20 protein-coding genes, 5 tRNA genes and 1 pseudogene are annotated in these 24,616 nt (G+C 68.8%); 14 read left to right on the top strand and 12 right to left on the bottom strand.

Features of this window, described 5'->3' with window-relative positions:
• Positions 1-487: 487 nt before the first annotated feature.
• Positions 488-1,345 (bottom strand): DUF4231 domain-containing protein, encoded by an 858-nt coding sequence (locus ACGFZK_RS31275; protein WP_393852211.1) that lies wholly within the window; start codon positions 1,343-1,345, stop codon positions 488-490.
• Positions 1,346-1,786: 441 nt separating this feature from the next.
• Between ACGFZK_RS31275 and ACGFZK_RS31270 the strand changes: the two genes are divergently transcribed.
• Entirely contained in the window at positions 1,787-2,323 is a 537-nt protein-coding gene (locus tag ACGFZK_RS31270) for a hypothetical protein (RefSeq protein WP_393852210.1), read from the top strand.
• Positions 2,324-2,351: 28 nt separating this feature from the next.
• Here ACGFZK_RS31270 and ACGFZK_RS31265 read toward each other — a convergent pair whose 3' ends face one another.
• Positions 2,352-3,086, bottom strand: a complete 735-nt coding sequence (locus tag ACGFZK_RS31265) for a creatininase family protein (RefSeq protein ID WP_393852209.1) — start codon at positions 3,084-3,086, stop codon at positions 2,352-2,354.
• An 18-nt stretch (positions 3,087-3,104) separates the two neighbouring features.
• The gene (locus ACGFZK_RS31260; RefSeq protein ID WP_393852208.1) at positions 3,105-4,163 is read right to left on the bottom strand and encodes a hypothetical protein; all 1,059 of its coding nucleotides are present in this window, start codon (positions 4,161-4,163) and stop codon (positions 3,105-3,107) included.
• Positions 4,164-4,513: 350 nt separating this feature from the next.
• Between ACGFZK_RS31260 and ACGFZK_RS31255 the strand changes: the two genes are divergently transcribed.
• The 8 genes and pseudogenes from ACGFZK_RS31255 to xerC form a co-directional block, all read left to right on the top strand.
• On the top strand, positions 4,514-5,410 hold the full coding sequence (locus ACGFZK_RS31255) for a phosphotransferase (RefSeq protein WP_393852207.1): 897 nt from the start codon (positions 4,514-4,516) through the stop codon (positions 5,408-5,410).
• Positions 5,411-5,486: 76 nt separating this feature from the next.
• A complete protein-coding gene (locus tag ACGFZK_RS31250) occupies positions 5,487-6,737 on the top strand; it encodes a methionine adenosyltransferase (protein WP_393852206.1) in 1,251 nt (416 codons plus the stop codon).
• Positions 6,737-7,663 (top strand): aminoglycoside phosphotransferase family protein, encoded by a 927-nt coding sequence (locus ACGFZK_RS31245; RefSeq protein ID WP_393852205.1) that lies wholly within the window; start codon positions 6,737-6,739, stop codon positions 7,661-7,663. Before ACGFZK_RS31250 ends, ACGFZK_RS31245 begins: the two co-directional genes overlap by 1 nt.
• Entirely contained in the window at positions 7,660-8,376 is a 717-nt protein-coding gene (locus tag ACGFZK_RS31240) for a histidine phosphatase family protein (RefSeq protein WP_393852204.1), read from the top strand. Before ACGFZK_RS31245 ends, ACGFZK_RS31240 begins: the two co-directional genes overlap by 4 nt.
• Positions 8,369-9,661 carry a serine--tRNA ligase gene (gene serS, locus ACGFZK_RS31235; RefSeq protein WP_393852203.1) on the top strand — a complete coding sequence of 431 codons (1,293 nt, stop codon included), beginning with the start codon at positions 8,369-8,371 and terminating at the stop codon, positions 9,659-9,661. Before ACGFZK_RS31240 ends, serS begins: the two co-directional genes overlap by 8 nt.
• A gap of 1 nt (position 9,662) precedes the next feature.
• The gene (locus ACGFZK_RS31230; protein ID WP_393852202.1) at positions 9,663-10,685 is read left to right on the top strand and encodes a glycosyltransferase; all 1,023 of its coding nucleotides are present in this window, start codon (positions 9,663-9,665) and stop codon (positions 10,683-10,685) included.
• Complete coding sequence (locus ACGFZK_RS31225) at positions 10,682-11,734, top strand: hypothetical protein (protein WP_393852201.1); 1,053 nt, start codon at positions 10,682-10,684, stop codon at positions 11,732-11,734. The genes ACGFZK_RS31230 and ACGFZK_RS31225 overlap by 4 nt, the downstream gene beginning before the upstream one ends.
• A 32-nt stretch (positions 11,735-11,766) precedes the next feature.
• Positions 11,767-12,897, top strand: a pseudogene (gene xerC / locus ACGFZK_RS31220) (tyrosine recombinase XerC); the annotation flags it as partial.
• A 34-nt stretch (positions 12,898-12,931) separates the two neighbouring features.
• Here xerC and ACGFZK_RS31215 read toward each other — a convergent pair.
• The 6 genes from ACGFZK_RS31215 to ACGFZK_RS31190 form a co-directional block, all read right to left on the bottom strand.
• A tRNA-Lys gene (locus ACGFZK_RS31215) sits at positions 12,932-13,004 on the bottom strand.
• Positions 13,005-13,184: 180 nt separating this feature from the next.
• The gene (locus tag ACGFZK_RS31210) at positions 13,185-15,548 is read right to left on the bottom strand and encodes a DEAD/DEAH box helicase (protein ID WP_393852200.1); all 2,364 of its coding nucleotides are present in this window, start codon (positions 15,546-15,548) and stop codon (positions 13,185-13,187) included.
• 277 nt (positions 15,549-15,825) lie between these two features.
• Positions 15,826-16,362, bottom strand: coding sequence for a hypothetical protein (locus ACGFZK_RS31205; RefSeq protein ID WP_393852199.1), 537 nt, complete (start codon positions 16,360-16,362; stop codon positions 15,826-15,828).
• 100 nt (positions 16,363-16,462) lie between these two features.
• A complete protein-coding gene (gene crcB, locus ACGFZK_RS31200; RefSeq protein ID WP_393852198.1) occupies positions 16,463-16,837 on the bottom strand; it encodes a fluoride efflux transporter CrcB in 375 nt (124 codons plus the stop codon).
• Positions 16,834-17,346: a CrcB family protein gene (locus ACGFZK_RS31195; RefSeq protein ID WP_393852197.1), complete on the bottom strand. Its 513-nt coding sequence runs from the start codon at positions 17,344-17,346 to the stop codon at positions 16,834-16,836. Before ACGFZK_RS31195 ends, crcB begins: the two co-directional genes overlap by 4 nt.
• Positions 17,343-17,693, bottom strand: coding sequence for a metallopeptidase family protein (locus ACGFZK_RS31190; protein ID WP_393852196.1), 351 nt, complete (start codon positions 17,691-17,693; stop codon positions 17,343-17,345). Before ACGFZK_RS31190 ends, ACGFZK_RS31195 begins: the two co-directional genes overlap by 4 nt.
• A 104-nt stretch (positions 17,694-17,797) precedes the next feature.
• Between ACGFZK_RS31190 and ACGFZK_RS31185 the strand changes: the two genes are divergently transcribed.
• The 3 genes from ACGFZK_RS31185 (at position 17,798) to ACGFZK_RS31175 (ending at position 18,082) form a co-directional block, all read left to right on the top strand.
• Positions 17,798-17,870 (top strand) — tRNA-Glu (locus ACGFZK_RS31185).
• 39 nt (positions 17,871-17,909) lie between these two features.
• Positions 17,910-17,983 (top strand) — tRNA-Asp (locus ACGFZK_RS31180).
• A gap of 22 nt (positions 17,984-18,005) precedes the next feature.
• Positions 18,006-18,082: transfer RNA gene (locus ACGFZK_RS31175), tRNA-Phe, on the top strand.
• A gap of 38 nt (positions 18,083-18,120) precedes the next feature.
• On the opposite strand, the gene ACGFZK_RS31170 is transcribed toward ACGFZK_RS31175, so the two are convergent.
• The 3 genes from ACGFZK_RS31170 to ACGFZK_RS31160 all read right to left on the bottom strand — a co-directional run bounded on the left by ACGFZK_RS31170 (position 18,121) and on the right by ACGFZK_RS31160 (position 20,178).
• Positions 18,121-18,957 (bottom strand): cytochrome c biogenesis CcdA family protein, encoded by an 837-nt coding sequence (locus ACGFZK_RS31170; protein ID WP_393852195.1) that lies wholly within the window; start codon positions 18,955-18,957, stop codon positions 18,121-18,123.
• On the bottom strand, positions 18,954-19,679 hold the full coding sequence (locus ACGFZK_RS31165) for a DsbA family protein (protein ID WP_393852194.1): 726 nt from the start codon (positions 19,677-19,679) through the stop codon (positions 18,954-18,956). The genes ACGFZK_RS31170 and ACGFZK_RS31165 overlap by 4 nt, the downstream gene beginning before the upstream one ends.
• A gap of 91 nt (positions 19,680-19,770) precedes the next feature.
• Entirely contained in the window at positions 19,771-20,178 is a 408-nt protein-coding gene (locus ACGFZK_RS31160; RefSeq protein ID WP_393852193.1) for a hypothetical protein, read from the bottom strand.
• A 111-nt stretch (positions 20,179-20,289) separates the two neighbouring features.
• Between ACGFZK_RS31160 and hrpA the strand changes: the two genes are divergently transcribed.
• Positions 20,290-24,219 (top strand): ATP-dependent RNA helicase HrpA, encoded by a 3,930-nt coding sequence (hrpA, locus tag ACGFZK_RS31155; protein WP_393852192.1) that lies wholly within the window; start codon positions 20,290-20,292, stop codon positions 24,217-24,219.
• 81 nt (positions 24,220-24,300) lie between these two features.
• Positions 24,301-24,374 (top strand) — tRNA-Asp (locus tag ACGFZK_RS31150).
• The last annotated feature ends 242 nt before the right edge of the window (positions 24,375-24,616 follow it).

Below are 24,616 nucleotides of genomic sequence, written 5' to 3'. Positions count from 1 at the left end.
GGAAGCCACGTCTCGCCCTGGCGGGAGCCGCCACTCAACTACGTGGAGGCCGGCTAACTCAATGACCTCCTCAGGCACACCCAGTCGGTGCAGAGGCGTTGCCTTATGCCGGTCGAGCCAGGCGATGCGTCTCGCTTGCTCACGCGGCTCAAGGCCTTGCCACGAGTCAAGGACTACCCCCGGCGCCACCGATTCGCCTGGCGGTCGCTGAGCAACGATGTGCCGCACGAAAGGGATGTACCCCGGATCTCGTGCGAGCGCGACAAGGCACCAGGCGGTCGTGTGGGACATAGATGCACCATGAGCAGCGATGAGTCGTCGGGCCTTCCACTGCCAACGTGGGGCTAGGAACCATCTCGCTGTGTGCGGGCTCACTGCGGGTCTCCAGGAAGCCACGTCAAGCGCCTGACCTCGGCGAAGTCGCGGCCCGCTTCGGGCCTTCTGTCACATCCACAGCACAGGCTCGCCGGAGCACACTGAACGAACATCAGCTCGCACGCTCCTCATTGCCGGAGCTGGACGTTTCGAGCTGAAGCTCGCGCTTCCTCTGCTCTTCCTTCAGCCGTTCCACGTAACGCGCGAACATCCTGAGCCGCTCAGCCTCAAGCAGTGGTGGCTCATCATCTCGACCTGCGTACTCGTCAAGCATGAACTGCGACGCGTTGTAGTGCTTCTCAATGTCATCGGCCGTCGACTGGAGGTTGTATCCACGCTCGCGGAATTTGAAATATCCAGTCACGCCGGCCGAAATGCCGACGAGTGCGCTGAGGGCAGATGCGGAGATCCGTAAGACCTGACTACTTCCCTCATTCATCGCCGCAAGCGTGGACGTGACGATCGACCCAGTAATGATGATGCCTTGGAAGAAGTTGTGGATGCGTCGATTCTTGTTCGCTGATTTCCGATACTGGTCAATCAGATCAAGGGATGCTTCACGATAGATACGGAGTCCGGAGGGTGAGTCGAGGGGGAGCCGGGCGGCGGCGGTCTGCCGGTCCTGAAGTGCGTTACGCAGTGCACCAGTCCGGTTGACGATCTTCTTGCGGTTCTTCCACAGCGCCCACCCCATCGCGATCCACAGGCAGTTGACGATGATGAGGCCAGCCCACCGAGTGAAGACAGGTTGCGACTCCCACAGCCCCACGATGACCGTGTAGCCCAGCAGGAAGGTGAGGATGATCCCGCCCATCAGGCACAGAACGTAGATCCTCTGAAAAGTCCGCGACGTCCGGAGATCATCTTCGATCTCGTCGAAGATCTTTACGCGGTTTCGATAATACTCCTGCCGCTCCGCCTCATCCGCCTCAGAGATGACAGCAGTCGGCTCGGCACTTCCCTGACTCATTCGCGGCCCCCGCCTAGTCCCACTCGCCCCAGCAGCCACTGAATATCCAGACCATCAGCGACATAAGTTGGCGATCGTAAATCTGGCTCAGCGGGTGAGCAAGAGCGACTTACAGGCCAGTCTCGCCAGGTGAACTTAAGCCAAGATCCTCATGGCAAAAGACAGCCCATCCGAGCAGGCGCACAGCCCTTCGAAATGGGGTTCAAGCCATGATCGAAACTCTTTTCGAGATCCCATCGAGTTGGTTTCCCGGAAGAAATCACACCCCCGAGCGGGTGACTGCGTGCGACGCCCCTCTCGGGCTGTCGTCGAGCGGGGCATCGCCTGCGTAAGTCAGCTACCCCGCGGCGGGGCGGTCTCTGCGGGGAGGGGGCCAGGGCCTCGGCTTCCCTGGTGGGTCCTGGCCGTTTTAGGCTTCATGGCCTCACAGGGGGTGGAGACGTGAACGTGCCGAACGTCGTTGGGGACTGGCAGGACTATCAGTCTAAGGAGTGGGCTGGGCTGCGCGTCCGTGTGCACAGCCTCAAGAAGGCCGTGCCGCCACGTGGTCGTGACCAGGCCGCCAAGGGGCTGACGTACGTCAGCTTCCAGGTGACGTTCGAGAACCGCGGCTCCGAGTACTTCTCGATCAGTCTGAGCTCGCATCCGTACCACTACGAAGTCCGCGTGGGGGCGGGGGGACATGGCGCCTTCATCGACGAGGGCGGCTCCGACCGCATCCGTGACTTCAACCTCTACCCCCAGCGAAGGGTGACCGCCACCCTCTACCTTGCGGCGCCCCCAACGCAGCTCAAGCAGCTGGACATCCAGATCAGTCCGAACATCGATGGTGAGTCGTCGTTCGGATACGTGTGGGTGGGCGGGCTGGGAGTGCATGAGGGCTCCACGCGTCTCGGATCCCGCGCGTCGACAGCCGAACCAGGCGTCGCCAATGAAGTCGAGCGTTTCTTGAAGGCAACGACCTCCGACGAGTCCTGACGCGCCCGCTTCGCTCTGCCCGCTGACTTCAGCGACCTTGGGGGCTGGCTTCATCAACTCCGCTAAGCAGGCTGAGGTGTGCGGCGAAGCCGATCCTCAGGCTTTCCAGCACGGCCTTGCCCTTGGCCTCAGTTGCGTAGGACGGATAGCCGATCACGCCCGACTCCGTGTAGGCGCTCATCCCCTGCACGAGGAGGAAGGGGCGGGCGCCGCCATCGTGGTCCGCGTCGGAATAGCCCTCCCGCACCAGCTCTGGGGCAGCGTGCAGGAGGATCGAGGTCTCGATCTCGCCGGCGTGCATGTCGCCGTGCCTGTCCGAGGTCAGTCCTCCGTAGTCCCGCGCGCGGTCCCAGTCCGATCCGAGCGGGAAGAGGGACACAGCGGGGCCGTCGACGTTGGCTTCCTGAGCGATATTCGACAGGACGTAGTTCCCCCCGTGCCCGTTCACGATCACCAGCTTGGTTATGCCAGATCGTGCGAGGGAGGCCCGGATGTCGTCGACCACGGCGAACAGAGTCTTGGCGCTGATGCTGACGGTGCCTGGGAACGATGCGTGCTCGTGACTGCACGACATGGTGATCGGCGGGAGCAGGTGCACGGGGTAGGCGTCGGCGATCTCCTGACTGATGATGCAGGCGATGGCCGTGTCCGTGATGAGCGGTAGGTAGCGGCCGTGCTGCTCGAAGGATCCGATTGGGAGAACGGCGACACGAGGCTGCTGCTCTTGGACGTCTGTGCTCGTGGCGGTCGGCAGCAGGTTCACAGCACTCCCTCAAGTCGGCTAGGGAGCGACTCTCTTCATGGCGTCCAGCTCCCTGTTCAATTCTGAAACTTCCACCAGCTTGTGCCAACGCGCAAGACGGGTCTGAAGTCGGTACAGCTCGTTGAGGATGCGTGCCGAGCCTGTTCGTTGGGCGATCCCGAGGGCTTGCTCAGCAGCCTGGTGGGCGCCTTCAACGTCCTCGAGGATGGCGTTCGCCGTAGCGAGCCTGGCGAGGCATAAGCCGCGGTCACGCTCCTGCACCGCCGGCCAGTGGCTCAGGCTCTCCCGGTAGGTCTCCACTGCTTGGGTGGGCCGCTCCAGGCGCACGTTGCAGTTCGCACCCTCCATCTCGATGTACGCCACCGAGCAGTACCCAGCCATGGGGTCTGCGTCATCGCCTCTGTCGGCAGCGACAAGGGCCTGGTCGATGGCGCGAGCGGTCTCGGCATGTTCTCCGAGGCTGGCCTTGCTGTTCGCGAGTTGGCGCAGCACGACGGCGTGGACCCGGGGTGAGAGTTCAGCGGCGTACCGGAGGGCGGCGCCGGCGAGCCCCGCACCGTGGCCTGCGTGTCCTGCCTCGGTGGCGATGTTGCTGCGGCGCTGGAACAGGTACGCGATCAGCATCGGGTCACCCAGCTCTTGGGCGTACTCCATCGCCAGGCCGGTCCACCGCATGGCCTCGTCCGCGCGGTCTGTGTCCTGATGCAGCCAGCCCAGGAACTCTGTGTATCTCGCGCCGATGCGCAGCACGTCTTCGCGTAAGGGGCCGTACGCATCTCGGCACATCTGCTCGATGAGGGGCATCTGGCTCTGGACAGGGGCCATCAGGAATTGCGGGCCGACAAGCGGCTCGGCCTGCGCGTGTTGGTCGAGGAGGGACGTCAGGTACCGCAACATCTCGGGGCTGACAGGCACGGGGAACTTGGTCCGCAGGAAGGAACCGGTCGGGTGCGGTGTCTGGCCGCCCAAGAGCAACTCGGACTCCGGGAAGCCGAGCTCCCGGTCCGTTGCCTGGTACGCCTCACGGAAGAGCGGCTGGTGATCCGCGCTCACCGGGCGCCGGCCGTTCTCGTACATGGAGATGAGCGTCTTCCAGCTGGCCGCTGAGGGCGATTCGACGCCGAGGCGCTCAGCGGCGCCGACCAAGGCGTCAATGAGGTCGCCCTGTCTCCATCCGCGGCTCTGCCTTACCTCTTGGAGCCTGCTCCTGGACTTCATCGCTCCCCCGAAACACCTCGCGGTCCGCCCCTTCTCATCATGCGGCCAAAGGGGCCTCTGGCGTGGCGAGTTAACAGTTAACGGAGCCCCTTGTTAACCCCGTCCACTGCCGAACTGGGGGGAGTCGGGCTTACTTGGCGCAAGCACGGCGGCGGGGTCACCTCGCCTCCGTCTGTACCACTCAAGCGGACACGGAAGGCGGAGGTGAGATGGGGTTCAACGTTGAGGCGACAGAGCTAGAGACCGAACACCGTCTCGGTCCGTTCGGGTTGGCGACCGTCAAGCCGTACTCCAGGACGCGGCGGTCGGTGGACGGCAGTGCGCTGATGAAGGTCTATCTGGGCATTGACCCGGAAGGTCGTCGTCGGCGTGAGGTCGAGACAGTCGGGCTCGCTGCGATTCGAGGATTCTCGGTTCCGGCCGTCCTGGCCACAGGCCACGGCACAGCCGGTTCCTGGACCGTGTTCCGGATGCTGCCCGGCACTCCTTGCTCGATCGGCACGGACAGGGCGATCGATGAGTACCTCGGCCATGTGCGTGATGTGGCTGGCCGACTACATCAGCCCGCTGTCGACCTCCCGCCAGGATCTGGCTGGACGGCGGGTCCAGGCGACCCTACGACGCAGTCTTGCTTCCTCCTGGCCCAGCTCTCCGGACGCTGCAGGACCAAGCCCTGGTGGGCGGCGATGGAGAAGGCCCTCCGGCCGCTCGAATCGCATCCAGTCGTCCACCTCCACGGAGATCTCAAACCCGAGCACCTGCTGGTCGATGGTGGGGGCCTGCATGTCGTGGACTGGGAGGCCAGCGGACGCGGTCCGGCTGTCGTGGACTACGCGGACGTGGTGTTTCACCTCGTCCGCGATCTGATCTACGAGGACGCGTTGCCTGGCCGCATCCCAGTCGATCGCATGTCAGAGCTGCCACTGGAGGGTCCAGTGCTGGCCTGGCGCCTGCTTCTCTGGCTCGATCGGCGGCGGCCATCGGCCCTCGACTTGATCTTCACGCACGACGTCGACCGGCTCACTACCGAAGAGCATCCCGCAGCCGCATGCATGGAGCTTGCTCGGGTCGTCTCGTTCCTTCGTGCCGCTGGCGTTCCCCGCTGAACCTCCGCTCTCTCGCTCGACCAGGCGCGCTGACGCCTGCGCTCACCCCTTCTCCGATCCTGATTGGGAGTTCGTGATGCCTCGTACGAGCACGACCATCGGAAACAGCCACCTCGTCATCGAGACCGGCAGGGCCACGCCGGACGCGACGACCATCGTGGAGCGCAAGGGCCTCGGCCACCCCGACACCCTGGCGGACCACCTCGCCGAGCGGCTGTCCCGCGCTTACAGCCACTACACCGTTCAGCACTTCGGTGCCGTCCTGCACCACAACTTCGACAAGCTCGCCCTCCTCGGTGGGGCCAGCGAGGTCCGCTACGGCGCCGGCGGGATGACGTCCCCCGTCCGCGTCCTGGTCAACGGGCGAGCCGCGCCCATGTGCGGCGGGGAACGAATCCCCGTCAAGGAGATCGTCGAGGCCGAGGTCGGGGCCTTCTTCGCCGAGCGGCTCCCCGAGGTGTCGAACCACCTCGACATCACCTTCAACATCACCAGCAACTCCAGCCCGGGCGCCGTCCTCACCGGTGACGGAGTACCGGACCGCACCCGCTGGTTCAACCCGCGCTCCATCGACGACCTCCGCGAGCGGCGGGTGCGGCTCTCCAATGACACGTCCCTCGGGACGGGCTGGGCGCCGGAGAACCCGTTCGAGTCGTTCGTCCGCGAGCTGGTGGACCACTTCTCCGGCGAGAGTGAGTTCACCCTCGCCCACGCCTGGTGCGGCTCCGACGTCAAGCTCATGGGCTACTGGGACGGAGACCGGGCGGACGTCGTGCTGTGCGTCCCCCAGAAGTCGCGCCATGTCGCCAGCCGGGCGGAGTACGTCCGCAACTCGGAGAGCGTTCTGGCCGAGTGCCACCGGCTCGCCGCCCTCCGGATGTCCGGGGCGGAGACCCGCTTCCGGCTGAACGCCCGGGACGTGCCGGAGAAGGACGAGCTGTACCTGACGTACACCGGCAGCTCCATCGAGTCCGGTGACGAGGGCGTCGTCGGCCGAGGCAACCGCGTGAACGGTCTCATCACCCCGCTGCGGCCGATGAACCTGGAGGGGGCGAACGGCAAGAACCCCGTCTACCACGTCGGCAAGCTCTACAACATCGCCGCGCAGCGGCTGGCCTCCCGGCTCCACGAGGCGACCGCGGGCCACGCGGAGGTGCACCTCGTGAGCACCACCGGGCAGCGGCTCGACGAGCCCTGGCGCATCCTCGTCCGCCTCTCCGCTCCTGACGCCGAGGTCGACAAGGTGCAGGCCCTGGTCGCGGAGATCCTCACCGAGTTCCCGGCCCTCACGGACGAACTCGTCTCCGACGGGATCGTGCTGAGCTGATGCTGAAGCGGACGCTCGGAGAGATCCCCGCAGGCTGCCGGCGGCGCTTGTTCGCGCACTACGGCAACGGAGCCGAGGGCTGGCTCGATGCAGCCCCGGGCCTGCTAGCGGTGGCTGCGGAACGCTGGAAGCTCTCGTTCGGGGACTACTTCGACGCCGGACACGCCTCGGTGATCGCCACGGCGACCGACCTCGACGGGCGTCCGCTGCTCCTCAAAGCCTGGTTCGACCCCGACCGCTACCGCCACGAGGTGGACGCTCTGCGCCTGTGGGCCGGTGGACCCACGGCAGACGTCTTGGAGGCTGCGGACGATCTGGCTGTGGCCGCCCTCGAACTCGTAGGGGGGCGGCCCGGGGGAGCGGATCGGCCGACGCGTGAGACGCCGATGGTCGCCGCTGCCCTCCAGGGACTCCACACCCTCGGGCGGCGCAGAAACCGACCGAACGACTTCCCCCGGCTCGCCACCTACCTCGGCGGGGAAGTCTTCCCCCGGATCCAGCGACGGGAGCACGCGCTCGACACCGGCGCCTGGCGCCCTCTCGTTGACGCCACCCTGCCGGCACTCACCGACCTTGAGGAAGACCCGAGCCGGGTGACGGTCCTGCACGCGGACCTGTACCGGGAGAACGTGCCCTTCGACTGGCTGGCGCACCCGCGCCTGATCGACCCGCTCCCCATGGTGGGTGACCCGGCGTTCGACTGGGCGTTCTGGACCGTCTACTACGACCTCGCCCGCAGGACCGGGGAGCGGCTGACCACTGCCTCACGCATCTCCCGGATCCCCATCCCCGTACTCGCGCCCTGGTGCCGCCTGCTCGCCCTCGACGGTCTCCTCTTCTACCTGGAGACCGACGACCCGAGAGCACCGCAGATGGCGGAAGTGCTCTCCGACCTCTCGGCATCAACTCCACGGAGCGGAACGTGACCACCTACATCGTTCGCCACGGCCAGACGAACTACAGCAAGCGGTACCTCGTCAATGGCGACCCGACCAAGCACATCCACCTCAACGAGGAAGGCCGGCAGTCACTGAGCCGTGCCTGGACCATCCTCCCCTTACACTCCGTGTCCACGTGGCTGACCAGCGAATTCCCGCGAGCCAAGCAGACGACTTCTCTTCTGATGGGCGTTCCCGCGGCCACGCTGGTTGTCGATGGCCGGCTGAACGAACTCGACTACGGGGAATTCGAGGGCAGCCCGTTCCTCGAATACGCGGTCTGGCTCGACACTCACGGTGCGGGGCAGCGTCCACCCGGTGCCGCAGAATCCCAGCGCGAGGGCATCCGGAGGATGCTCTCCGGGGTCCTCGCCGCCCTGGAGCACCCCGGTCCCCGTGTACTCGTCAGCCACGGTCTGCTCGTCTCCGTACTGCTCTGGCACCGGGACCGCTCGCCAGACGACCCCATCCCGCTGTTCTTCCCGGAGGCCCCGTACGTCGAGCCGGTCGCCATACCCGATGACGAGCTCCCCATCCTCATCACGGCACTGTTGGACGATCTTGATACGAGCGATCACCACGAATCAGCCACCGATGGTGACTCGACGATATTGCGGATCAGTGAGGGGTCGACGGTTGCTACCGTCGATGCGGTATCCCCATCCCACTCGCTGGATAAAAAGGATCTTCCTCATGCATGACGCCCGCGCCCTGATTGAAATGGGTGCCGAAGCAGTTCGTCGGCTCGCTCGTCGCGGTTACTCCCTGGACCTGTCCCGGCTGGAAGACCTCCAGTCCCGGCGCAACCAGAGCATCCGCTCAGCCGACGAGCTGCGGGCGGAGGCCAAGCGGGCGGCGAGCGAGGTCCAGCAGACGGCCAAGCAGGGCGGCGACATCTCCAAGCTAAAGGAGCGTGCCCGCGAGCTGAAGGACCAGATCCGGGACATCGACGCCGAGCAGGAACAGGTGCAGGAGGAGCTGACCGAGCTGCTCCTGACCATCCCGAACCTGCCGGACGACGCAGCCCCGGACGGCGACTCTGACGAGTTCGCGGTCGAGGTCCGCCGTGTCGGCACCCCGCCGGCCTTCTCCTTCGAGCCGAAGGACCACGTCGACCTCGGCGAGAGCACCGGCATGCTCGACTTCGCGCGGGCGACGAAGCTGTCGGGCCCCCGGTTCGTCGTCTCCCGCGGGGCGGGAGCCGCCCTGGAGCGTGCCCTGGCGACGCTCTTCCTCGACATCCACACCCGTCGGCACGGGTACGTCGAGCACGCGGTTCCGTACCTGGTCAGCCGCAAGACGATGACCGGCACCGGACAGCTGCCGAAGTTCGAGGAGGACCTGTTCAAGACCGGCGTAGCCGACCGTGAGCTGTTCCTCATTCCGACGGCCGAGGTACCGCTGACCAACCTCTATGCCGACGAGATCATCCCGCCGGCCGACCTGCCGCTGTCCCTGACCGCGCACACGCCGTGCTTCCGGTCCGAGGCAGGCTCGTACGGCCGCGATACCCGGGGCCTGATCCGCCAGCACCAGTTCGCCAAGGTCGAGATCGTCCAGATGGTCGACCCGGCGGACGCGGACGCCACGCTGGAGACGATGGTCGGCCACGCCGAGGCGTGCCTGAAGGAACTCGGCCTCGCCTACCGAGTCGTCAAGCTGGCCGCCGGTGACACGGGCTTCTCCGCCCAGCTCACGTACGACATCGAGGTCTGGATCCCGAGCCAGAACACGTACCGCGAGATCTCCTCGATCTCGAACTTCGGCACCTTCCAGGCCCGCCGGGCGAACATCCGCACCCGAGGCGAGGACGGCAAGCCCAAGCTCGTCGCCACCCTCAACGGCTCCGGCCTCCCCATCGGCCGCACCGTCGCCGCGCTCCTCGAACAGTGCCAGCAGCAGGACGGCTCCCTCGTCCTTCCCGAATCCCTTTTCCCGTACCTCGGCTTCCGCCGTATCTCGGCGGACGGAACACCGGAGGCATAACGTGCTCGTCGGCGTCTGCGACTTCCCTGGTAGCTACGCCTTTCCACCCGCCGGGTACGGCGGGATCGAACGATGGCTGTGGGCGGTCGCCGTAGGCGCCCGAGCCGCAGGCGCCGACGTACACCTCCTGGGGCCGGGCTGGCTCACGGACCTGGAGAACGACTGGGTCCGTAAGCCGGTCCGCCTGGAGGACATCACCGCCGGATCGCTCGCCGAGCGCGAGCTCCGCGGCGCCCGATACGACCTCCTGGTCGTGGGGCACGAGTACCCCTCGCTGCCCGCCTGGACCCGGACGTGGACCGAACTGGACTGCGACGTCGCCACGTTCCAGCACTCTCCGGTGTTCCAGCACGCCGCTACCGCCTTCGACGGCAAAAGGTCACGGCTCTACTGCTACTCGCCCGAGATGATCGAGCGGTACGCCGACCACCAGCCGATCCCCGAGCTGGCCGTGCACCTCGGCCTCAACGAGGAGGAACCGGCGGCGGTCGCCGGTACCGACCTCGTGTGGCTCGGCCGGATCGACGAGGAGAAGGCTCCGCACATCGCCGTACGTGCTGCTCAGATACTCGGCCGCCGGATTCGGATCGTCGGACCGGTCTTCGACGAGGGCTACGTACGACGCCACGACCGGCTCTTCAGCGCGGACCACGTCAAGTGGGTCGGCGAACTCGGCGGCCCCGCCAAGACCGCCGCCATCCGCGACGCGTCCGTCTTCGTCTATACCTACGCCCGCACCTACGTGGAGGCCGGCGCCGCTGTCTTCGGCGAATCCCTCCGCGCCGGCACCCCCATGGCCGCCCTCACCTGGCGCACAGGCACCTGTGCCGAAGCCGCCCTCTGCGACCAGACCGGCGCGATCACCGTGGGCAACCCAGACGAGGACGACGAGACAGCGGCCCGCCAGCTGGCTCAAGCCATCGAGCGAGCGGAGAGCCTCGACCACCGGCAGGTCCAGGAGATCGGGCAGCACCGATTCGATCCCGCCCGGCACTTCCGGGCGATGGCGGCACGGTCAGCATGACCAGCACGGCCAGTGGAGACGGAAAGTCTCTGTCGGAACGGATACCCGCTGCGCTCCATGCGGCGTTAGGCGGGCACTGGGAGTTCACCGTCGCCGACTCCCGCATCGAGATCCGGCATCCGCAGCGTGGTACCCCCTATCGACCACCCCGCCGCCCGCCCTCATGGCGGGAACTCCTCGACGAGCTGGAGAGCAGCTTCGCAAGGGACGGCGCCCCGCGTGCCCTCTGTCTCCCGCTCCGATGGGGCCGTGAGACCGAACTGACCATCTCCGCGGTCCAAGCCCTCGACCCACTCCTCAAGGAGGGCAAGCCCCACACGTACCGGACCGGCTTCCTCCCTCAGCCCGTCGTACGCTTCACCGGCCAGCGCGACACCGCCGGCGCCCTGTGCGAAGGATTCCTGACCTCCTTCGTCAACATCTCCCGCGTCCAACCCGTGCAGAACTTGGACGCGTACGGATCCATCCTCGATGGCTGGCTGTCTGTCCTGTCCCAGCTCGGCTTCCACAGCCGGCATCTGAGCATCTACGGCAGTCTCACGACGTGGCGGCGACGACAGGTCGAAGGCGTAACGCTGCGCTTTCGCCACCTGGACCTCACCCTCGGCGACATCGTCCTCCTCTGGAACGTCGAGAGCCCGGAGCACATGGCCGTGGACCTCGGCACCGGACTGGAACGTCTGGCATGGGCGCGCACCCAACTGGGCTGGCACGACTTGATCTACGGCCGCTTCGCCCAGGCAGCACCAGCAGAGACGCTGGACGCCATCCGCACCGCCACGCTCCTCCTCAGCCACGGGATTACTCCTGCGGCCCGAGGAGCGGGCGGAATCACGCGGCGGGTCATCGGTTCGATTGATCCAGCCGCTGTGCGCCTCGGCGTCAGCGCCGTGGTCCGAGACCTGTACGACTACTGGTCGCTCTTCGGGACTCCCACCGTCCCGTGGGCCTCTGTGACCGCTGCCATGGAAGCGGAGTTGCACGGCCAGTCACGCCGTCTCCTGCGCGTGGGAGACGCATCGACCGGTCGCTCGCAACCGTGCACGTAACGATGGTGGGCCGTTTCCTCTTCGGGCCGTTGCTGGACCGGCTCAGCGTCGGGCACCTCGTGGAGATGTTCGACGCCATCGCCGACGAGAACGAGGTGATCGCGGCCGAGAACCAGGAGCGCCGTGATCAGATCGCACTGTGCAAGCCGAGCAAGGCGGGGCGGCCCGTGGCGGCCGAGCGGGCCAGGCTGGCCCTGGAGAAGGAGAAGCTCGCCGAGATGAAGCCGTTCCGGAAGCTCACGGGTCCTGCGACCCGTCAGAGCATCCGGCGGACGCTGCGGGCCGCCCTGAACGCGGCGATCGCTCGGCAGCTCGTCACCTTCAACCCGGCCGCGCACGTAGAGCTTGAGTCGGGCAAGCGGCCCAAGCCGCTCCTGTGGACAGCTGAGCGCGTGGAGCGGTGGCTGGAGACCGGCGAGAAGCCCAGCCCGGTCATGGTGTGGATGCCGGCGCAGCTCGGGGCCTTCCTTGACCACGCGTCAGACCACCGGCTGTACGCGTTCTTCCACCTGATCGCGTTCCGCGGGCTCCGACGCGGCGAGGGCGTCGGCCAGGACTGGACGCACGTGAACCTTGACGCCGGGCTCCTCACCGTCGCGAGCGAAATCGTGCAGGACGGGTGGACGCCGTACGAGTCGGAGCCGAAGACCGACTCCAGCGCGAACACCATCGGCCTGGACAACGACACCGTGGCCGTTCTGCGGGCGCACCGGGTCCGGCAGAACAAAGAGCGCCTCAAGTGGGGCAAGGGCTGGCAGAACACGGGGAAGGTCTTCACCAAGGAGGACGGCACCTGGCTGCACCCGGACACCGTCTCCAAGGAGTTCCGGCGCCTCTACGAGGAGATCGGCCTGCCGCCCATCAACCTCCGGGACCTGCGGCACGGGACGGCGACCCTCACCCACGCCGGCGGTGGCGACCTCCACACCATCAAGGAGACGCTGCGACACTCCACCATCACATTGACTTCGGACACGTACACGAGCCTGCTGCCCGAGGTCGACAAGGCCGCAGCGGAGGCAGCCGCTCGGCTGGTGCCGAGGGCGCGTCCGGCGGTGGCGACGAACGGGAGTTCCAGCACCGCCGCTCCCGCATCGCTCCCGCACGGGGCCGTGAATGACGAAGCGCCCCGACCGGCCGAAGCCAATCGAGGCGCTAAGTAGCAGGTCAGAGGGGTTAACCCCCGCCTGCGAGCAGTAGGCCATGTCGGACTCGAACCGACAACCAACGGATTAAAAGTCCGCTGCTCTGCCAATTGAGCTAATGGCCCTCCGGGTGCTCACCCCAGAGCATAGCCGGAGCGCGCCGGTCAGCCGATCGGGTATCCACCGACCGGCCTGTCGCCGCCGGTCCGGGGGAGTTACGCACCATCAGTTTCCGGGAGCGAGAGAGGGCCCGTACGGCACCTGGGTGTCGTACGGGCCCTCTCAGGGGTTCAGCTCAGCTGCGGTCAGCCGTTGCGCTTCCAGCGCGGCTTGTCGTCGCGGCGGCCGCCGAAGCCGCCGGTGGAACCGGAGCCGGAGCCGGACGGACGGTGGTCGTCGCGGCGGCCGTACGGGCGGTCGCCGCCACCGGCGCGGAAGCCACCGGACGGACGGTCGTCACGACGGTCGCGGTTGAACGGGCGGTCGCCGCCACCGGCGCGGAAGCCACCGGACGGACGGTCGTCACGGTTGAAGCCGCCCGAGGAGCGGTCGTCACGGTTGAAGCCGCCGGAGGGACGGTCGTCGCGGCGGAAACCACCACGGTCGCCACCACGGTCATCGCGGTTGAAGCCACCCGACGGACGGTCGTCACGACGGAAGCCACCACCGGACGGACGGTCACCACCGGAGCGGAAGCCACCCGACGGACGGTCGTCGCGGCGGAAACCACCACGGTCACCACCACGGTCGTCACGGTTGAAGCCACCCGACGGACGGTCGTCACGACGGAAGCCACCACCGGACGGACGGTCACCACCGGAGCGGAAGCCACCCGACGGACGGTCGTCGCGGCGGAAACCACCACGGTCACCACCACGGTCGTCACGGTTGAAGCCACCCGACGGACGGCCACCGCGGTCACCGCGGTCGTCACGGCGGAAGCCACCACGGTCACCACCGCGGTCGCCACCGCGGTTGTCGCGACGCTCGAAGTTGCCACGGTCGTCACGCTGGGCGCGCTGCTCCTCGCGGCGCTCCTGCGCGGCCAGCTCGGCGGCAGCGGCGGCGGCAGCCGCCGCGACCTCGGCCTCGGCGGCCTCGGCCACCTCGGCGACAGCGGCCTCCGGGTCCTCGCCACGCTCACGCGCGGAGCGGGCGACCAGGCGGTCGGCCTCCTCGCGCAGCTCCACGGCACGGCGCGACAGGCGCTCGAGCTGCTTGGTCAGCTCGGCGACCTCACGCTCGGCCTGCTTGGCGGCGTTGTTCGCGGAGTCGGCCTGGACCTCGGTCAGCGAACGGGCACCGGTGATCTCGGCGACCTCCGGCTCGAAGGCGCCGGCGCCCTGGACGATGTGACGCGAGGCGTCGACGCCCGCGTCCTCCATCAGGCGGAAGATCTGGCGGCGCTGGTGCGGCAGCGCGAGGGAGACCACGACGCCGGACTTGCCGGCGCGGGCGGTACGGCCCGAGCGGTGCAGGTAGTCCTTGTGGTCGCCGGCCGGGTCCACGTTCAGGACCAGGTCGATGCCGTCGACGTGGATACCGCGGGCGGCGACGTCGGTCGCGACGAGCGCGTTGACGTAGCCGTCCTTGAAGTCGGCGAGGACGCGGGTACGGGCGCCCTGCGTCATGCCGCCGTGCAGCGCGTCGGCCTTCACGCCGGCCTCGACGAGCTGCTCGGCGATGCGGTCGGCGCCCAGCTGGGTGCGGACGAAGATGATGGTGCGGCCCTTACGGGCGGCGATGGCGGCCGTGACCGGCGCCTTGTCCTTCGGCTTCACGACGAGGACGTGGTGCGTCATGGTCGTGACGTTGCCCTGCGCGCTGTCGACCTCGTGCGTGACGGGGTTCGTCAGGTAGCGCTTGACCAGGGTGCCGATCTCGTTCTCCATGGTGGCGGAGAAGAGCATGCGCTGGCCGCCGCCGGGGATCTGGTCGAGCAGCTCGGTGACCTCGGGCAGGAAGCCCAGGTCGGCCATCTGGTCGGCCTCGTCGAGGACCGCGACCTGGACGTTCGCCAGGGAGCAGGCGCCGCGGTTGATGATGTCGCGCAGACGGCCGGGGGTGGCGACGAGGACGTCGACACCGCGCTCCAGAGCGAAGATCTGGTTGCTCATGGAGGTACCGCCGCAGACGACCTTCATCTTGAGGCCGAGCACGTCGCCGTAGGGCTGGAGCGCGTCCGCGACCTGCATCGCGAGCTCACGGGTCGGCGTGAGGATGATGGCGCGGGGCTTCTTCTTCTCGGTGTGGCCGCCGGCCAGCGAGGCCAGGGTCGGCAGACCGAAGGAGAGGGTCTTGCCGGAGCCGGTGCGGCCACGGCCGAGGATGTCCTTGCCGGCCAGGGCGTCCGGGATGGTCGCGGCCTGGATCGGGAAGGGGGCGGTGACGCCGTTCTGCGCGAGCTTGCGCACGATGCCCTCGGGGAGACCGAGGTCGCCGAAGGTGATCGAGGGCTCGGCGTCGGCGTCAGCGTCCGCGTCGTCGTCGAAGTCGGTGGTCGAGTCCTCGAGGGACTCGTCGGTGTTCACGTCGGCCTCAAGAGCCTCGATGATCTCGTCCGCCTCAGCGGCCTCGATCGCCTCGGTGACCACAAGGGCCTCGGCGTCGATGATCTCGTTGGAGTCGTTCTCGGGCATGACGGAACGGTCAGAGCTGGAAATGGACATGCGAAATGCGAAACCTTCCGGAGTCTCGGCACGCGCCCAAACTCCGTGAATCGCAAATCGACCGCCTCAATGCGGTCAGCCACGGCTAGGGAGAGTACGCGCCACACGGCGCTCTTCGGATTCGGCGCCGGGCAATGGGATCAAACGATCTATAACCATACGCACCCTCCCCGGGGTCTGGCAAGTCGCTCCGGCAATAGCGCCTCTGACCTGCATAAACGCCCCGAGGTCCGGCGCCCGGCCGCGCCGGACGGACACCGTCGGACGGCCGCCGGGCCTACAATTCCGGCGCCGGCTGGGTGGTCGGCTCCGGCTGCGGGCTCGGCGGTTCGGGCGTGGGTTCCGTCACAGGGGGAAGGGTGGCCGGCGGCTCCGGAGTCGGACTGGCCGACTGCTGCCCGCCACCCGGACCGCCCGGGCCGCCGGATCCGCCGCCCGACCCGCCCGAAGGGGGTTGCTGGGAGCCCTGCCCGCCCGCCCCGCCGCCCGGTCCCGCCGACGGCGCGGGCACTCCCGGCGGGCCGCTCGGCGCGCCCGCGCTCGGCGAGGCCCCGGTCGCACCGGAGGCCTTGCCGTCCTCCTTGGGCCTGCCGTCCTGGTTCCCCGTACCGTCCTTCGTGCCGTGCCCATTGCCGTGGACCCCGGAGCCCCGCCCCGAGACGGTCCCCGCGCCCGCCTCGGCGCCGCTGCGGCGGTCCCCCGAAGCGGCGGGCCCCGGCTTCGCCGCGTCCTCGCCGACGCTCATGCAGCCGGCCGTCGCCGCGACCGCGAGCGCGGTGACGGCCAGTCGGAGGGAAGCGGACAACTGGCGCACGGGGGCACCTCCGGAGCCTGAGGGTGAACATTCCGCATGAGCGGGTCAATGTGCCCAACTCCCTTGGGCCCGTAAGGGACACGCCCTCGGCCGAAGGGCCTCAGGCGAAGAGCTGCCGCGCCACCTGCGAACCGAGGTGCACCGCACCCAGCCCGACCAGCACCGACATCACCACGTTCGCCGCGGCCAGGAACCGGTGTCCGCGCTCGGCCAGCCGCAGCGTCTCGTACGAGAACGTCGAGTACGTGCTCAGCGCCCCGCACAGCCCGGTCCCCAGCAGCAACTGCGGCCGCGAGCCGGCGGCCCCGGCCAGCGCCGCCCCCGCCAGCACCCCGAGCACCAGGCAGGCGCTCGCGTTGACCGCGAAGGTGCCCCAGGGGAAGGAGGAGTCGTGCCGCGCCTGCACCGCACGGTCCATCAGATAGCGCAGCGGCGCACCGACGGCCGCGCCGGCCACGACGAGCAGCCAGTTCACGGCGCGGCCCGGTCGGCCCGGCCCGGCCCGCGCCCCCGGACCGCGAGCCGGGTCACCGAAGCCGCCGCCCACACCGCACCCAGCGCCGCCACCACCGTGAGCCCGGCGTAGGCCAGCGCGGTGCCCGCCTCTCCCTCGTCCAGGAGCCGGGAGAAGTCCAGCGCGTAGGTGGAGAAGGTGGTGAATCCGCCGAGCACGCCCACCCCGGCGAAGGGCCTCAGCAGCGGGTGCGGGGCCGTCCGGCCGCCCTCGCTGATCAGCACCATCAGTACGCCGATCAGCGCGCTGCCGCAGGCGTTGATCCACAGGGTCGCCCACGGGAAGGCCCCGGCCCCGGCCGGCCACAGCAGGGAGACCCCGTACCGCGCCGCGCCCCCGAGCGCGCCGCCCGCCGCCACCGCCGCGAGCACCCGGCCCTGCGGCTCGGCACGCTGCGCGGGTACGTGCAGGTCGACGTCCGGATCGATCGCCTCCGCCGCCTCGTCACCGGGGACGGGCAGCCGGGTCACCCGTACCCCAGCGCGTGCAGCCGGTCGTCGTCGATGCCGAAGTGGTGGGCGATCTCGTGCACCACGGTGACCTCCGTCTCCGCGACCACGCCCTCCCGGTCCTCGCACATCCGCAACGTGGGATTCCGGTAGATGGTGATCCGGTCCGGCAGCACCCCGGCGTACCACTCGCCGCGGTCCGTCAGCGGAGTCCCCTCGTACAGACCGAGCAGCTCGGGGTCGTCGGCGGGCGGCTCGTCCTCGACGAACACCGCCACGTTGTCCATCAGCCGCGTCAGCTCGGGCGGGATCCGGTCCAGGGCCTCTGCGACGAGCTCTTCGAACTCCTCGCGCGTCATCTCCAGCACCCGGCCATTGTCGCTCCGGGGGAAACCGTTTTGGCGATAGCTCCCCGGATCCCATATGCTTCTCACGTCCCCGACGCGCTGAAGAAGTGCCCGGCGGGCCTTTAGCCCTCATCGTCTAGTGGCCCAGGACGCCGCCCTTTCAAGGCGGTAGCACGGGTTCGAATCCCGTTGGGGGTACGCATTACCGTGTGCAAGACTTGGTCTCGCACACTGCTAGGTCCTGTGGAGCAGTTGGTTAGCTCGCCACCCTGTCAAGGTGGAGGTCGCGGGTTCAAGTCCCGTCAGGATCGCTGAAGCCGGAAACGGTTTCGTGGCTGGGTAGCTCAGTTGGTACGAGCGATCGCCTGAAAAGCGATAGGTCGCCGGTTCGACCCCGGCCCCAGCCACCATCAAGAAGGCCCCGTCCATCGGACGGGGCCTTCTGGGGTTACTCCGTCTCGCCCGTGGGGCTGGAGCGCCGGCGCCACTGCACGACGCCGACGGCCGCCGCCCCGGCCGCGACCAGCCCGAGCAGCGCCCAGTCCGGCACCGCGTCCGCCAGCGAGCCGACCCACTGCTCCACCGCGAACGAGTCGTCCACGTCCAGCAGCCCCGGCAGCGCGCTCGCCCCGTCGTACGCGAGGAACAGCGCGCCCAGGGTGATGAAGAACAGCCCGGACAGCAGCGAGGTGGTGTGCAGCTCGAAGCGGCCGACCGCGAAGGCCCGGCCGCGCAGCCAGCGCCGCCCGCCCAGCTCGAACCGCTCCCAGAGCAGGGCCAGCAGGAAGAGCGGGACGGCCATCCCCAGGGCGTAGACCGCGAGCAGCAGGCCGCCGTAGACGGGGCTGCCGCTGACCGCGGCGACGGTGAGGACGCTGCCCAGGATCGGGCCCGCGCAGAAACCGGCCAGCCCGTAGACCGCGCCGAGCGCGTACACGGACAGGGCGGTGGTCGGCCGGATCCGGCCCGACAGCGCCGAGATCCGCTTCGAGGCGAAGCCGAGGCCCAGGATCTGTGCGAGGCCGAGCCCGATGATCAGCCAGCCGCCGGCGAGGACCAACTGGTCGCGGTTGCTGTGGAAGAACCGCCCGGCGTACGAGCCGGCCGCCCCGAGCGGTACGAGGGTGCTCGCGAGGCCCGCGTAGAAGATCCCGGTGCGCGCCAGGAGCCGCGAGGTGGAGTCGATGGAGTACGCGAAGAAGGCGGGCAGCAGCAGGGCGCTGCACGGGCTGAGCAGCGCGAGGAGGCCGCCCAGCAGGGCGGCCAGGTATCCGATGTCGGTCACTGCTTCGCCGCCTCCGCCTTCGCCTTGGCGATGGCGGCCGTGAAGGCGTCGAGCGGCTGGGCGCCCGCGATCGGCCTGCCGTTCAGCAGGAAGGACGGGGTGGAGGTGACGCCGATGCGGTAGCCCTCCTCCTGGTCCTTCTTCAGTGCCGCAGCGGCCTGCTCGCCGGCCATGTCCGCCGTGAAGCGCTCCAGATCGGGGACCTCGGCCTCCCGGGCCAGCTCCAGGAGCCGCGGCTCGGCGAAGCCCTTCTCCTTCGAGCCGTCGGCGTACGCCGCGGCGTGGAAGGCGTCGAAGCGGTCCTGCTGCCCGGCCGCCCAGGCGGCCTTGGCGGCGGCCTCGGACTCGGCGCCGAAGATCGGGAAGTTGCGCCACTCGATGCGCAGGGTGCCGTCGGCGACGTGCTTCTTCACCAGTTCGGGCTCGGTGTCCCGGGCGAACTTGCCGCAGTAGCCGCACTTGAAGTCGGAGTACTCGATGAGCACGACGGGCGCGTCGGCGCGGCCGACGGCGAGCTTGTCGCCGGCCTCGCGGCGGGCCAGCGCCTTGAGCTCGGCGGCGGGATCGGCCCGGGGCGCGGCCACGGCGCCGGAGCCCGAGCCGGCCGAGCCGGAATCGGCGGGGGCGCTGGCCTGCCAGGAGACGATCCCGAGGGTGATCGCGGCGAGGGCGACCCCGGCGGAGATCTGCAGGGGCTTGGTGGAGGTCTTGGAAGAGGGCATGCGGGTGCTCCAGTGCTGCGGGTGACGAGGCGGGACCGGGGGACCGGCTCCGGCTTCCCAGGGGTTGTCTTGCTGATCGGCAAGGCGCTCCCTAGACCCGCATCACGCACAGCTCCAGCCGGTCGGGCGCCGGGCGGCCGGGGCCGCGTACGGGGCTTCGTACGGGCATGGCCGCGGGCGGGCCGGCCTCGTCGGGCACCGGCCGGGCGGGCGGGACCTGCGCGTGCTCGCCCGCGGCGCGCGGGGGGACCGCGGGCGTACCGCCGCGCTCGGGGGCCCGCGGCGCACAGGCGGGCCCCTCGCCTTCGGTGAACGCGGCCGCGTGGGGCTGAGCCCGGGCCGGGGCCGCGTCGGAGATCAGGACCGGGGCCGAGGCCGGGATCGGGATCGGGGCCGGCGCCGTCCGGACCGAACCGACCGCCGCCGCCGGGGCCGCGCAGCCCAGGAGTACCGCCAGGACCACGCCGAGCAGGCTCCAGACGTGACGGGGGCGGGACAAGGTGGGCTGCCTCTCATTCGTGCGACCGACGGACTCGTCCCGAAATGGTACGGGTCCACCCGACAAATGCGTTCGCCACCCGGAGGGCCCAGGTGAGATCCTCGATCAGGTATGTCTACTTCCTTCGCCGCCCTGCAGACGCTTCTCGGTGAGATCTCCCTCCGTGACGCGCACCGCCTCGGCCGCCGCCTCGAGGGCGCCCGCCGTATCCGCAAGCCCGAGGCCAAGCAGGCCGTGCTCGACGAGATCGCCGCGGAGGCCACCAAGGCCGCCGAGCGACTGGCCGGCCGTGCCTCGCGGATGCCGGAGGTCACGTATCCCGAGAACCTGCCCGTCAGCCAGAAGAAGGACGAGATCGCCGAGGCGATACGCGACCACCAGGTCGTGATCGTCGCGGGCGAGACCGGGTCCGGCAAGACCACGCAGATCCCCAAGATCTGCATGGAGCTGGGCCGCGGCGTCCGCGGCATGATCGGGCACACCCAGCCCCGCCGGATCGCGGCCCGCACGGTCGCGGAGCGGATCGCCGAGGAGCTCAAGTCCGAGATCGGCCAGACGGTCGGCTGGAAGGTCCGGTTCACCGACCAGGTGGACCAGGACGCGACCTTCGTGAAGCTGATGACCGACGGCATCCTGCTCGCCGAGATCCAGACGGACCGCGAGCTGCGCGCGTACGACACGATCATCATCGACGAGGCGCACGAGCGGTCCCTCAACATCGACTTCCTGCTGGGCTACCTGGCCACGCTGCTGCCGGCGCGTCCCGACCTCAAGGTCGTCATCACCTCGGCGACCATCGACCCCGAGCGCTTCTCCCGCCACTTCGGCGAGGCGCCGATCGTCGAGGTCAGCGGGCGCACCTATCCGGTGGAGGTGCGCTACCGGCCCCTCCTGGAGGAAGGGGAGGAGGCCGAGGATTCCGACCGGGACCAGATCACGGCGATCTGCGAGGCCGTGGACGAGCTCCAGTCCGAGGGGCCGGGAGACATCCTGGTCTTCCTCTCCGGCGAGCGCGAGATCCGCGACACCGCGGACGCCCTGAACAAACGGAACCTGCGCTTCACCGAAGTTCTCCCCCTTTACGCACGCCTCTCGCACGCCGAGCAGCACCGCGTCTTCCAGCAGCACACCGGCCGCAGGATCGTTCTCGCGACCAACGTCGCCGAGACCTCGCTGACCGTCCCCGGCATCAAGTACGTGATCGACCCGGGCACCGCCCGGATCTCCCGCTACAGCCACCGCACCAAGGTCCAGCGCCTGCCCATCGAGCGGATCTCGCAGGCCAGCGCCAACCAGCGCAAGGGCCGCTGCGGCCGTACGAGCGACGGCATCTGCATCCGGCTGTACTCGGAGGACGACTTCCTGGCCCGCCCGGAGTTCACGGACGCCGAGATCCTGCGCACCAACCTGGCCTCCGTCATCCTCCAGATGACCGCGGCCGGGCTCGGCGAGATCGAGAAGTTCCCCTTCATCGACCCGCCGGACCACCGCAACATCCGCGACGGCGTGCAGCTGCTCCAGGAGCTCGGCGCGCTGGACCCGGCCGAGAAGGACCACAAGAAGCGGCTCACGCCGATGGGCCGCCAGCTCTCCCAGCTGCCCGTGGACCCGCGCCTGGCCCGCATGGTCATCGAGGCCGACAAGAACAACTGCGTCCGCGAGGTCATGGTCATCGCGGCGGCCCTGTCCATCCAGGACCCGCGCGAGCGGCCCTCGGACAAGCAGACCCAGGCCGACCAGCACCACGCCCGCTTCAAGGACGAGACCAGCGACTTCCTCTCGTTCCTGAACATGTGGCGCTACGTGCGCGAGCAGCAGAAGGAGCGCGGCTCGTCCTCGTTCCGCCGGATGTGCAAGCAGGAGTACCTGAACTTCCTGCGGATCCGGGAGTGGCAGGACATCTACTCCCAGCTGCGCACGGTCGCCAAGGGGATGGGCATCCACGTCAACGAGGCCGATGCCCCCGAGCAGGTCGTCCACGTCTCGCTGCTGGCCGGTCTGCTCTCGCACATCGGGCTCAAGGACACCGACAAGAACGAGTACCTCGGTGCCCGCAGCGCCAAGTTCGCGATCTTCCCGGGTTCCTCGCTGTTCAAGAAGCAGCCGAAGTTCGTGATGTCGGCCGAGCTGGTGGAGACCTCGCGGCTGTGGGCCCGGGTGAACGCCAAGGTGGAGCCCGAGTGGGTGGAGCCGCTGGCCCAGCACCTGATCAAGCGCACGTACAGCGAGCCGCACTGGGAGAAGGACCAGGCGGCCGTGATGGCGTACGAGAAGGTCACGCTGTACGGCGTACCGATCGTCGCCCAGCGGAAGATCAACTACGGACGGATCGACGCCGAGGTCTCGCGCGAGCTGTTCATCCGCAACGCGCTGGTCGAGGGTGACTGGCGGACGCACCACAAGTTCTACGCCGACAACCGCAAGCTCCTCACCGAGGTGGAGGAGCTGGAGAACCGGGCCCGGCGCCGCGACATCGTGGTGGACGACGAGACCCTCTTCGACTTCTACGACCAGAAGATCCCCGCTCACGTGGTCTCCGGGGCGCACTTCGACTCCTGGTGGAAGCACAAGAAGCGCGAGGAGCCCGAACTCCTCGACTTCGAGCGCGAGATGCTGCTGACCGAGAAGGCGGCCGGGGTCACCAAGGCCGACTACCCGGACTCCTGGCGGCAGGGGCAGCTGAAGTTCCGGGTGACCTACCAGTTCGAGCCGGGCGCGGACGCCGACGGCGTGACCGTCCACATCCCGCTCCAGGTGCTGAACCAGGTCACCGACGAGGGCTTCGACTGGCAGATCCCGGGCCTGCGGGAGGAGGTCGTCACCGAGCTGATCCGCTCGCTGCCGAAGCCGATCCGCCGGCACTACGTGCCCGCGCCGAACTACGCCGGCCGCTTCCTGGACACGGCGGTGCCCTTGCAGGAGCCGCTGCCGGTCACGCTGGCGCGCGAGCTCCAGCGGATGGTCGGGGTGCCGGTCTCGGCCGAGGACTTCGACCTCACCCGGATCCCCGACCACCTGAAGATCACCTTCCGGATCGTCGACGAGCGCCGCAAGAACCTCGCCGAGGACAAGGACCTGGAAGCCCTGCGGCTCAGGCTGAAGCCGAAGGCCCGCCAGGCCCTCTCCCAGGCCGCCGCGGCGACCGCCGAGCGGGCGGGCGGAGAGTCGGTGGAGCGGACCGGGCTGACCGACTGGACGATCGGCACGCTGACCAAGGTCTTCGAGACCCGCCGGGCGGGCCAGCCGGTGAAGGCGTACCCGGCGCTGGTGGACGAGGGCTCGACCGTCTCCGTACGGCTCTTCGACACCGAGGCCGAGCAGCAGCAGGCCATGTGGCTGGGCACCCGCCGGCTCATCCTGCTGAACATCCCGGTGAACCCGGCGAAGTTCGCCTCGGACCACCTGACCAACCAGCAGAAGCTGGCCCTGTCCAGGAACCCGCACGGCTCCATCCAGGCGCTCTTCGACGACTGCGCGACCGCGGCGACCGACAAGCTGATCGCCGACCACGGCGGCCCGGCATGGGACGAGGCGGGCTTCCGCAAGCTCTACGAGGCCGTCCGCGCCGACCTGGTAGACACGACCGTGCGGACGGTGGGCCAGGTGCAGCAGGTGCTGGCCGCCTGGCAGGCGTGCGAGCGCCGGCTGAAGGCCACCGGCAGCCTGGCGCTGGTCGCCAACATCCAGGACGTCAAGACGCAGCTGGCGGCCCTCATGCCGGCCGGCTTCGTGACGCTCACCGGGCTGCGCAGGCTGGCGGACCTGATGCGCTACCTGGTGGCGGTGGACCGGCGGCTCCAGCAGATGCCCACGGGCGTCCAGCGCGACACCACGCGCATGGAGAAGGTCCACGAGATGCAGGACGAGTACGCGTGGCTGCTGGAGCAGTTGCCGAAGGGGCGGCCGGTCCCGTCCACGGTCACCGACATCCGCTGGATGATCGAGGAGCTGCGCGTCAGCTACTTCGCGCACGCGCTCGGGACGGCGTACCCGGTCTCCGACAAACGGATCGTGAAGGCGGTGGACGCGGCGGCCCCGTGACCGGCGGCGCGCTCCGGTTCGACTGCACCCCCTGAGCTGCGGTACAGTCTGATTCGCAGCCGCCGAGCGGCCGCAAATCAAGGACCTGTGGAGCAGTTGGTTAGCTCGCCACCCTGTCAAGGTGGAGGTCGCGGGTTCAAGTCCCGTCAGGTTCGCAGAAACGTCAGGGCCCGTATCCCTCTGGGGATACGGGCCCTGACGCGTTGGCGGGTGATCCCGCCCGGGCGGCCTTGGAGCCCTCTGCGGCCCGTGGAGCACCCGCGTCACCGTGAACCCCTCCGGGCAGCGCCCGCCCCGTCTCCGGTGCCCCTGGAGGCCGCCTGCGCGCCGTGCGCGCACCGCGCGCGGAACCTCCCCGGGCAGAGTGCGGACAGACAGCGGCCCCTCCGCCTACCGC

This window comes from Streptomyces sp. NPDC048257, from assembly GCF_043201855.1.
GTDB lineage: Bacteria > Actinomycetota > Actinomycetes > Streptomycetales > Streptomycetaceae > Streptomyces.
Note: the sequence above shows the minus strand (reverse complement) of the source record. Positions and strands in the feature narration are given on the sequence as shown.

What these genes read in the sequence shown, in the direction of transcription:
- ACGFZK_RS31275 (WP_393852211.1), bottom strand. Translation starts at nt 1,345, where the DNA reads ATGAGTCAGGGAAGTGCCGAGCCGACTGCTGTCATCTCTGAGGCGGAT.
- ACGFZK_RS31260 (WP_393852208.1), bottom strand. Translation starts at nt 4,163, where the DNA reads ATGTACGAGAACGGCCGGCGCCCGGTGAGCGCGGATCACCAGCCGCTC.
- ACGFZK_RS31255 (WP_393852207.1), top strand. Translation starts at nt 4,514, where the DNA reads ATGGGGTTCAACGTTGAGGCGACAGAGCTAGAGACCGAACACCGTCTC.
- ACGFZK_RS31250 (WP_393852206.1), top strand. Translation starts at nt 5,487, where the DNA reads ATGCCTCGTACGAGCACGACCATCGGAAACAGCCACCTCGTCATCGAG.
- ACGFZK_RS31245 (WP_393852205.1), top strand. Translation starts at nt 6,737, where the DNA reads ATGCTGAAGCGGACGCTCGGAGAGATCCCCGCAGGCTGCCGGCGGCGC.
- serS (WP_393852203.1), top strand. Translation starts at nt 8,369, where the DNA reads ATGCATGACGCCCGCGCCCTGATTGAAATGGGTGCCGAAGCAGTTCGT.
- ACGFZK_RS31225 (WP_393852201.1), top strand. Translation starts at nt 10,682, where the DNA reads ATGACCAGCACGGCCAGTGGAGACGGAAAGTCTCTGTCGGAACGGATA.
- ACGFZK_RS31210 (WP_393852200.1), bottom strand. Translation starts at nt 15,548, where the DNA reads ATGTCCATTTCCAGCTCTGACCGTTCCGTCATGCCCGAGAACGACTCC.
- ACGFZK_RS31165 (WP_393852194.1), bottom strand. Translation starts at nt 19,679, where the DNA reads ATGCCCTCTTCCAAGACCTCCACCAAGCCCCTGCAGATCTCCGCCGGG.
- hrpA (WP_393852192.1), top strand. Translation starts at nt 20,290, where the DNA reads ATGTCTACTTCCTTCGCCGCCCTGCAGACGCTTCTCGGTGAGATCTCC.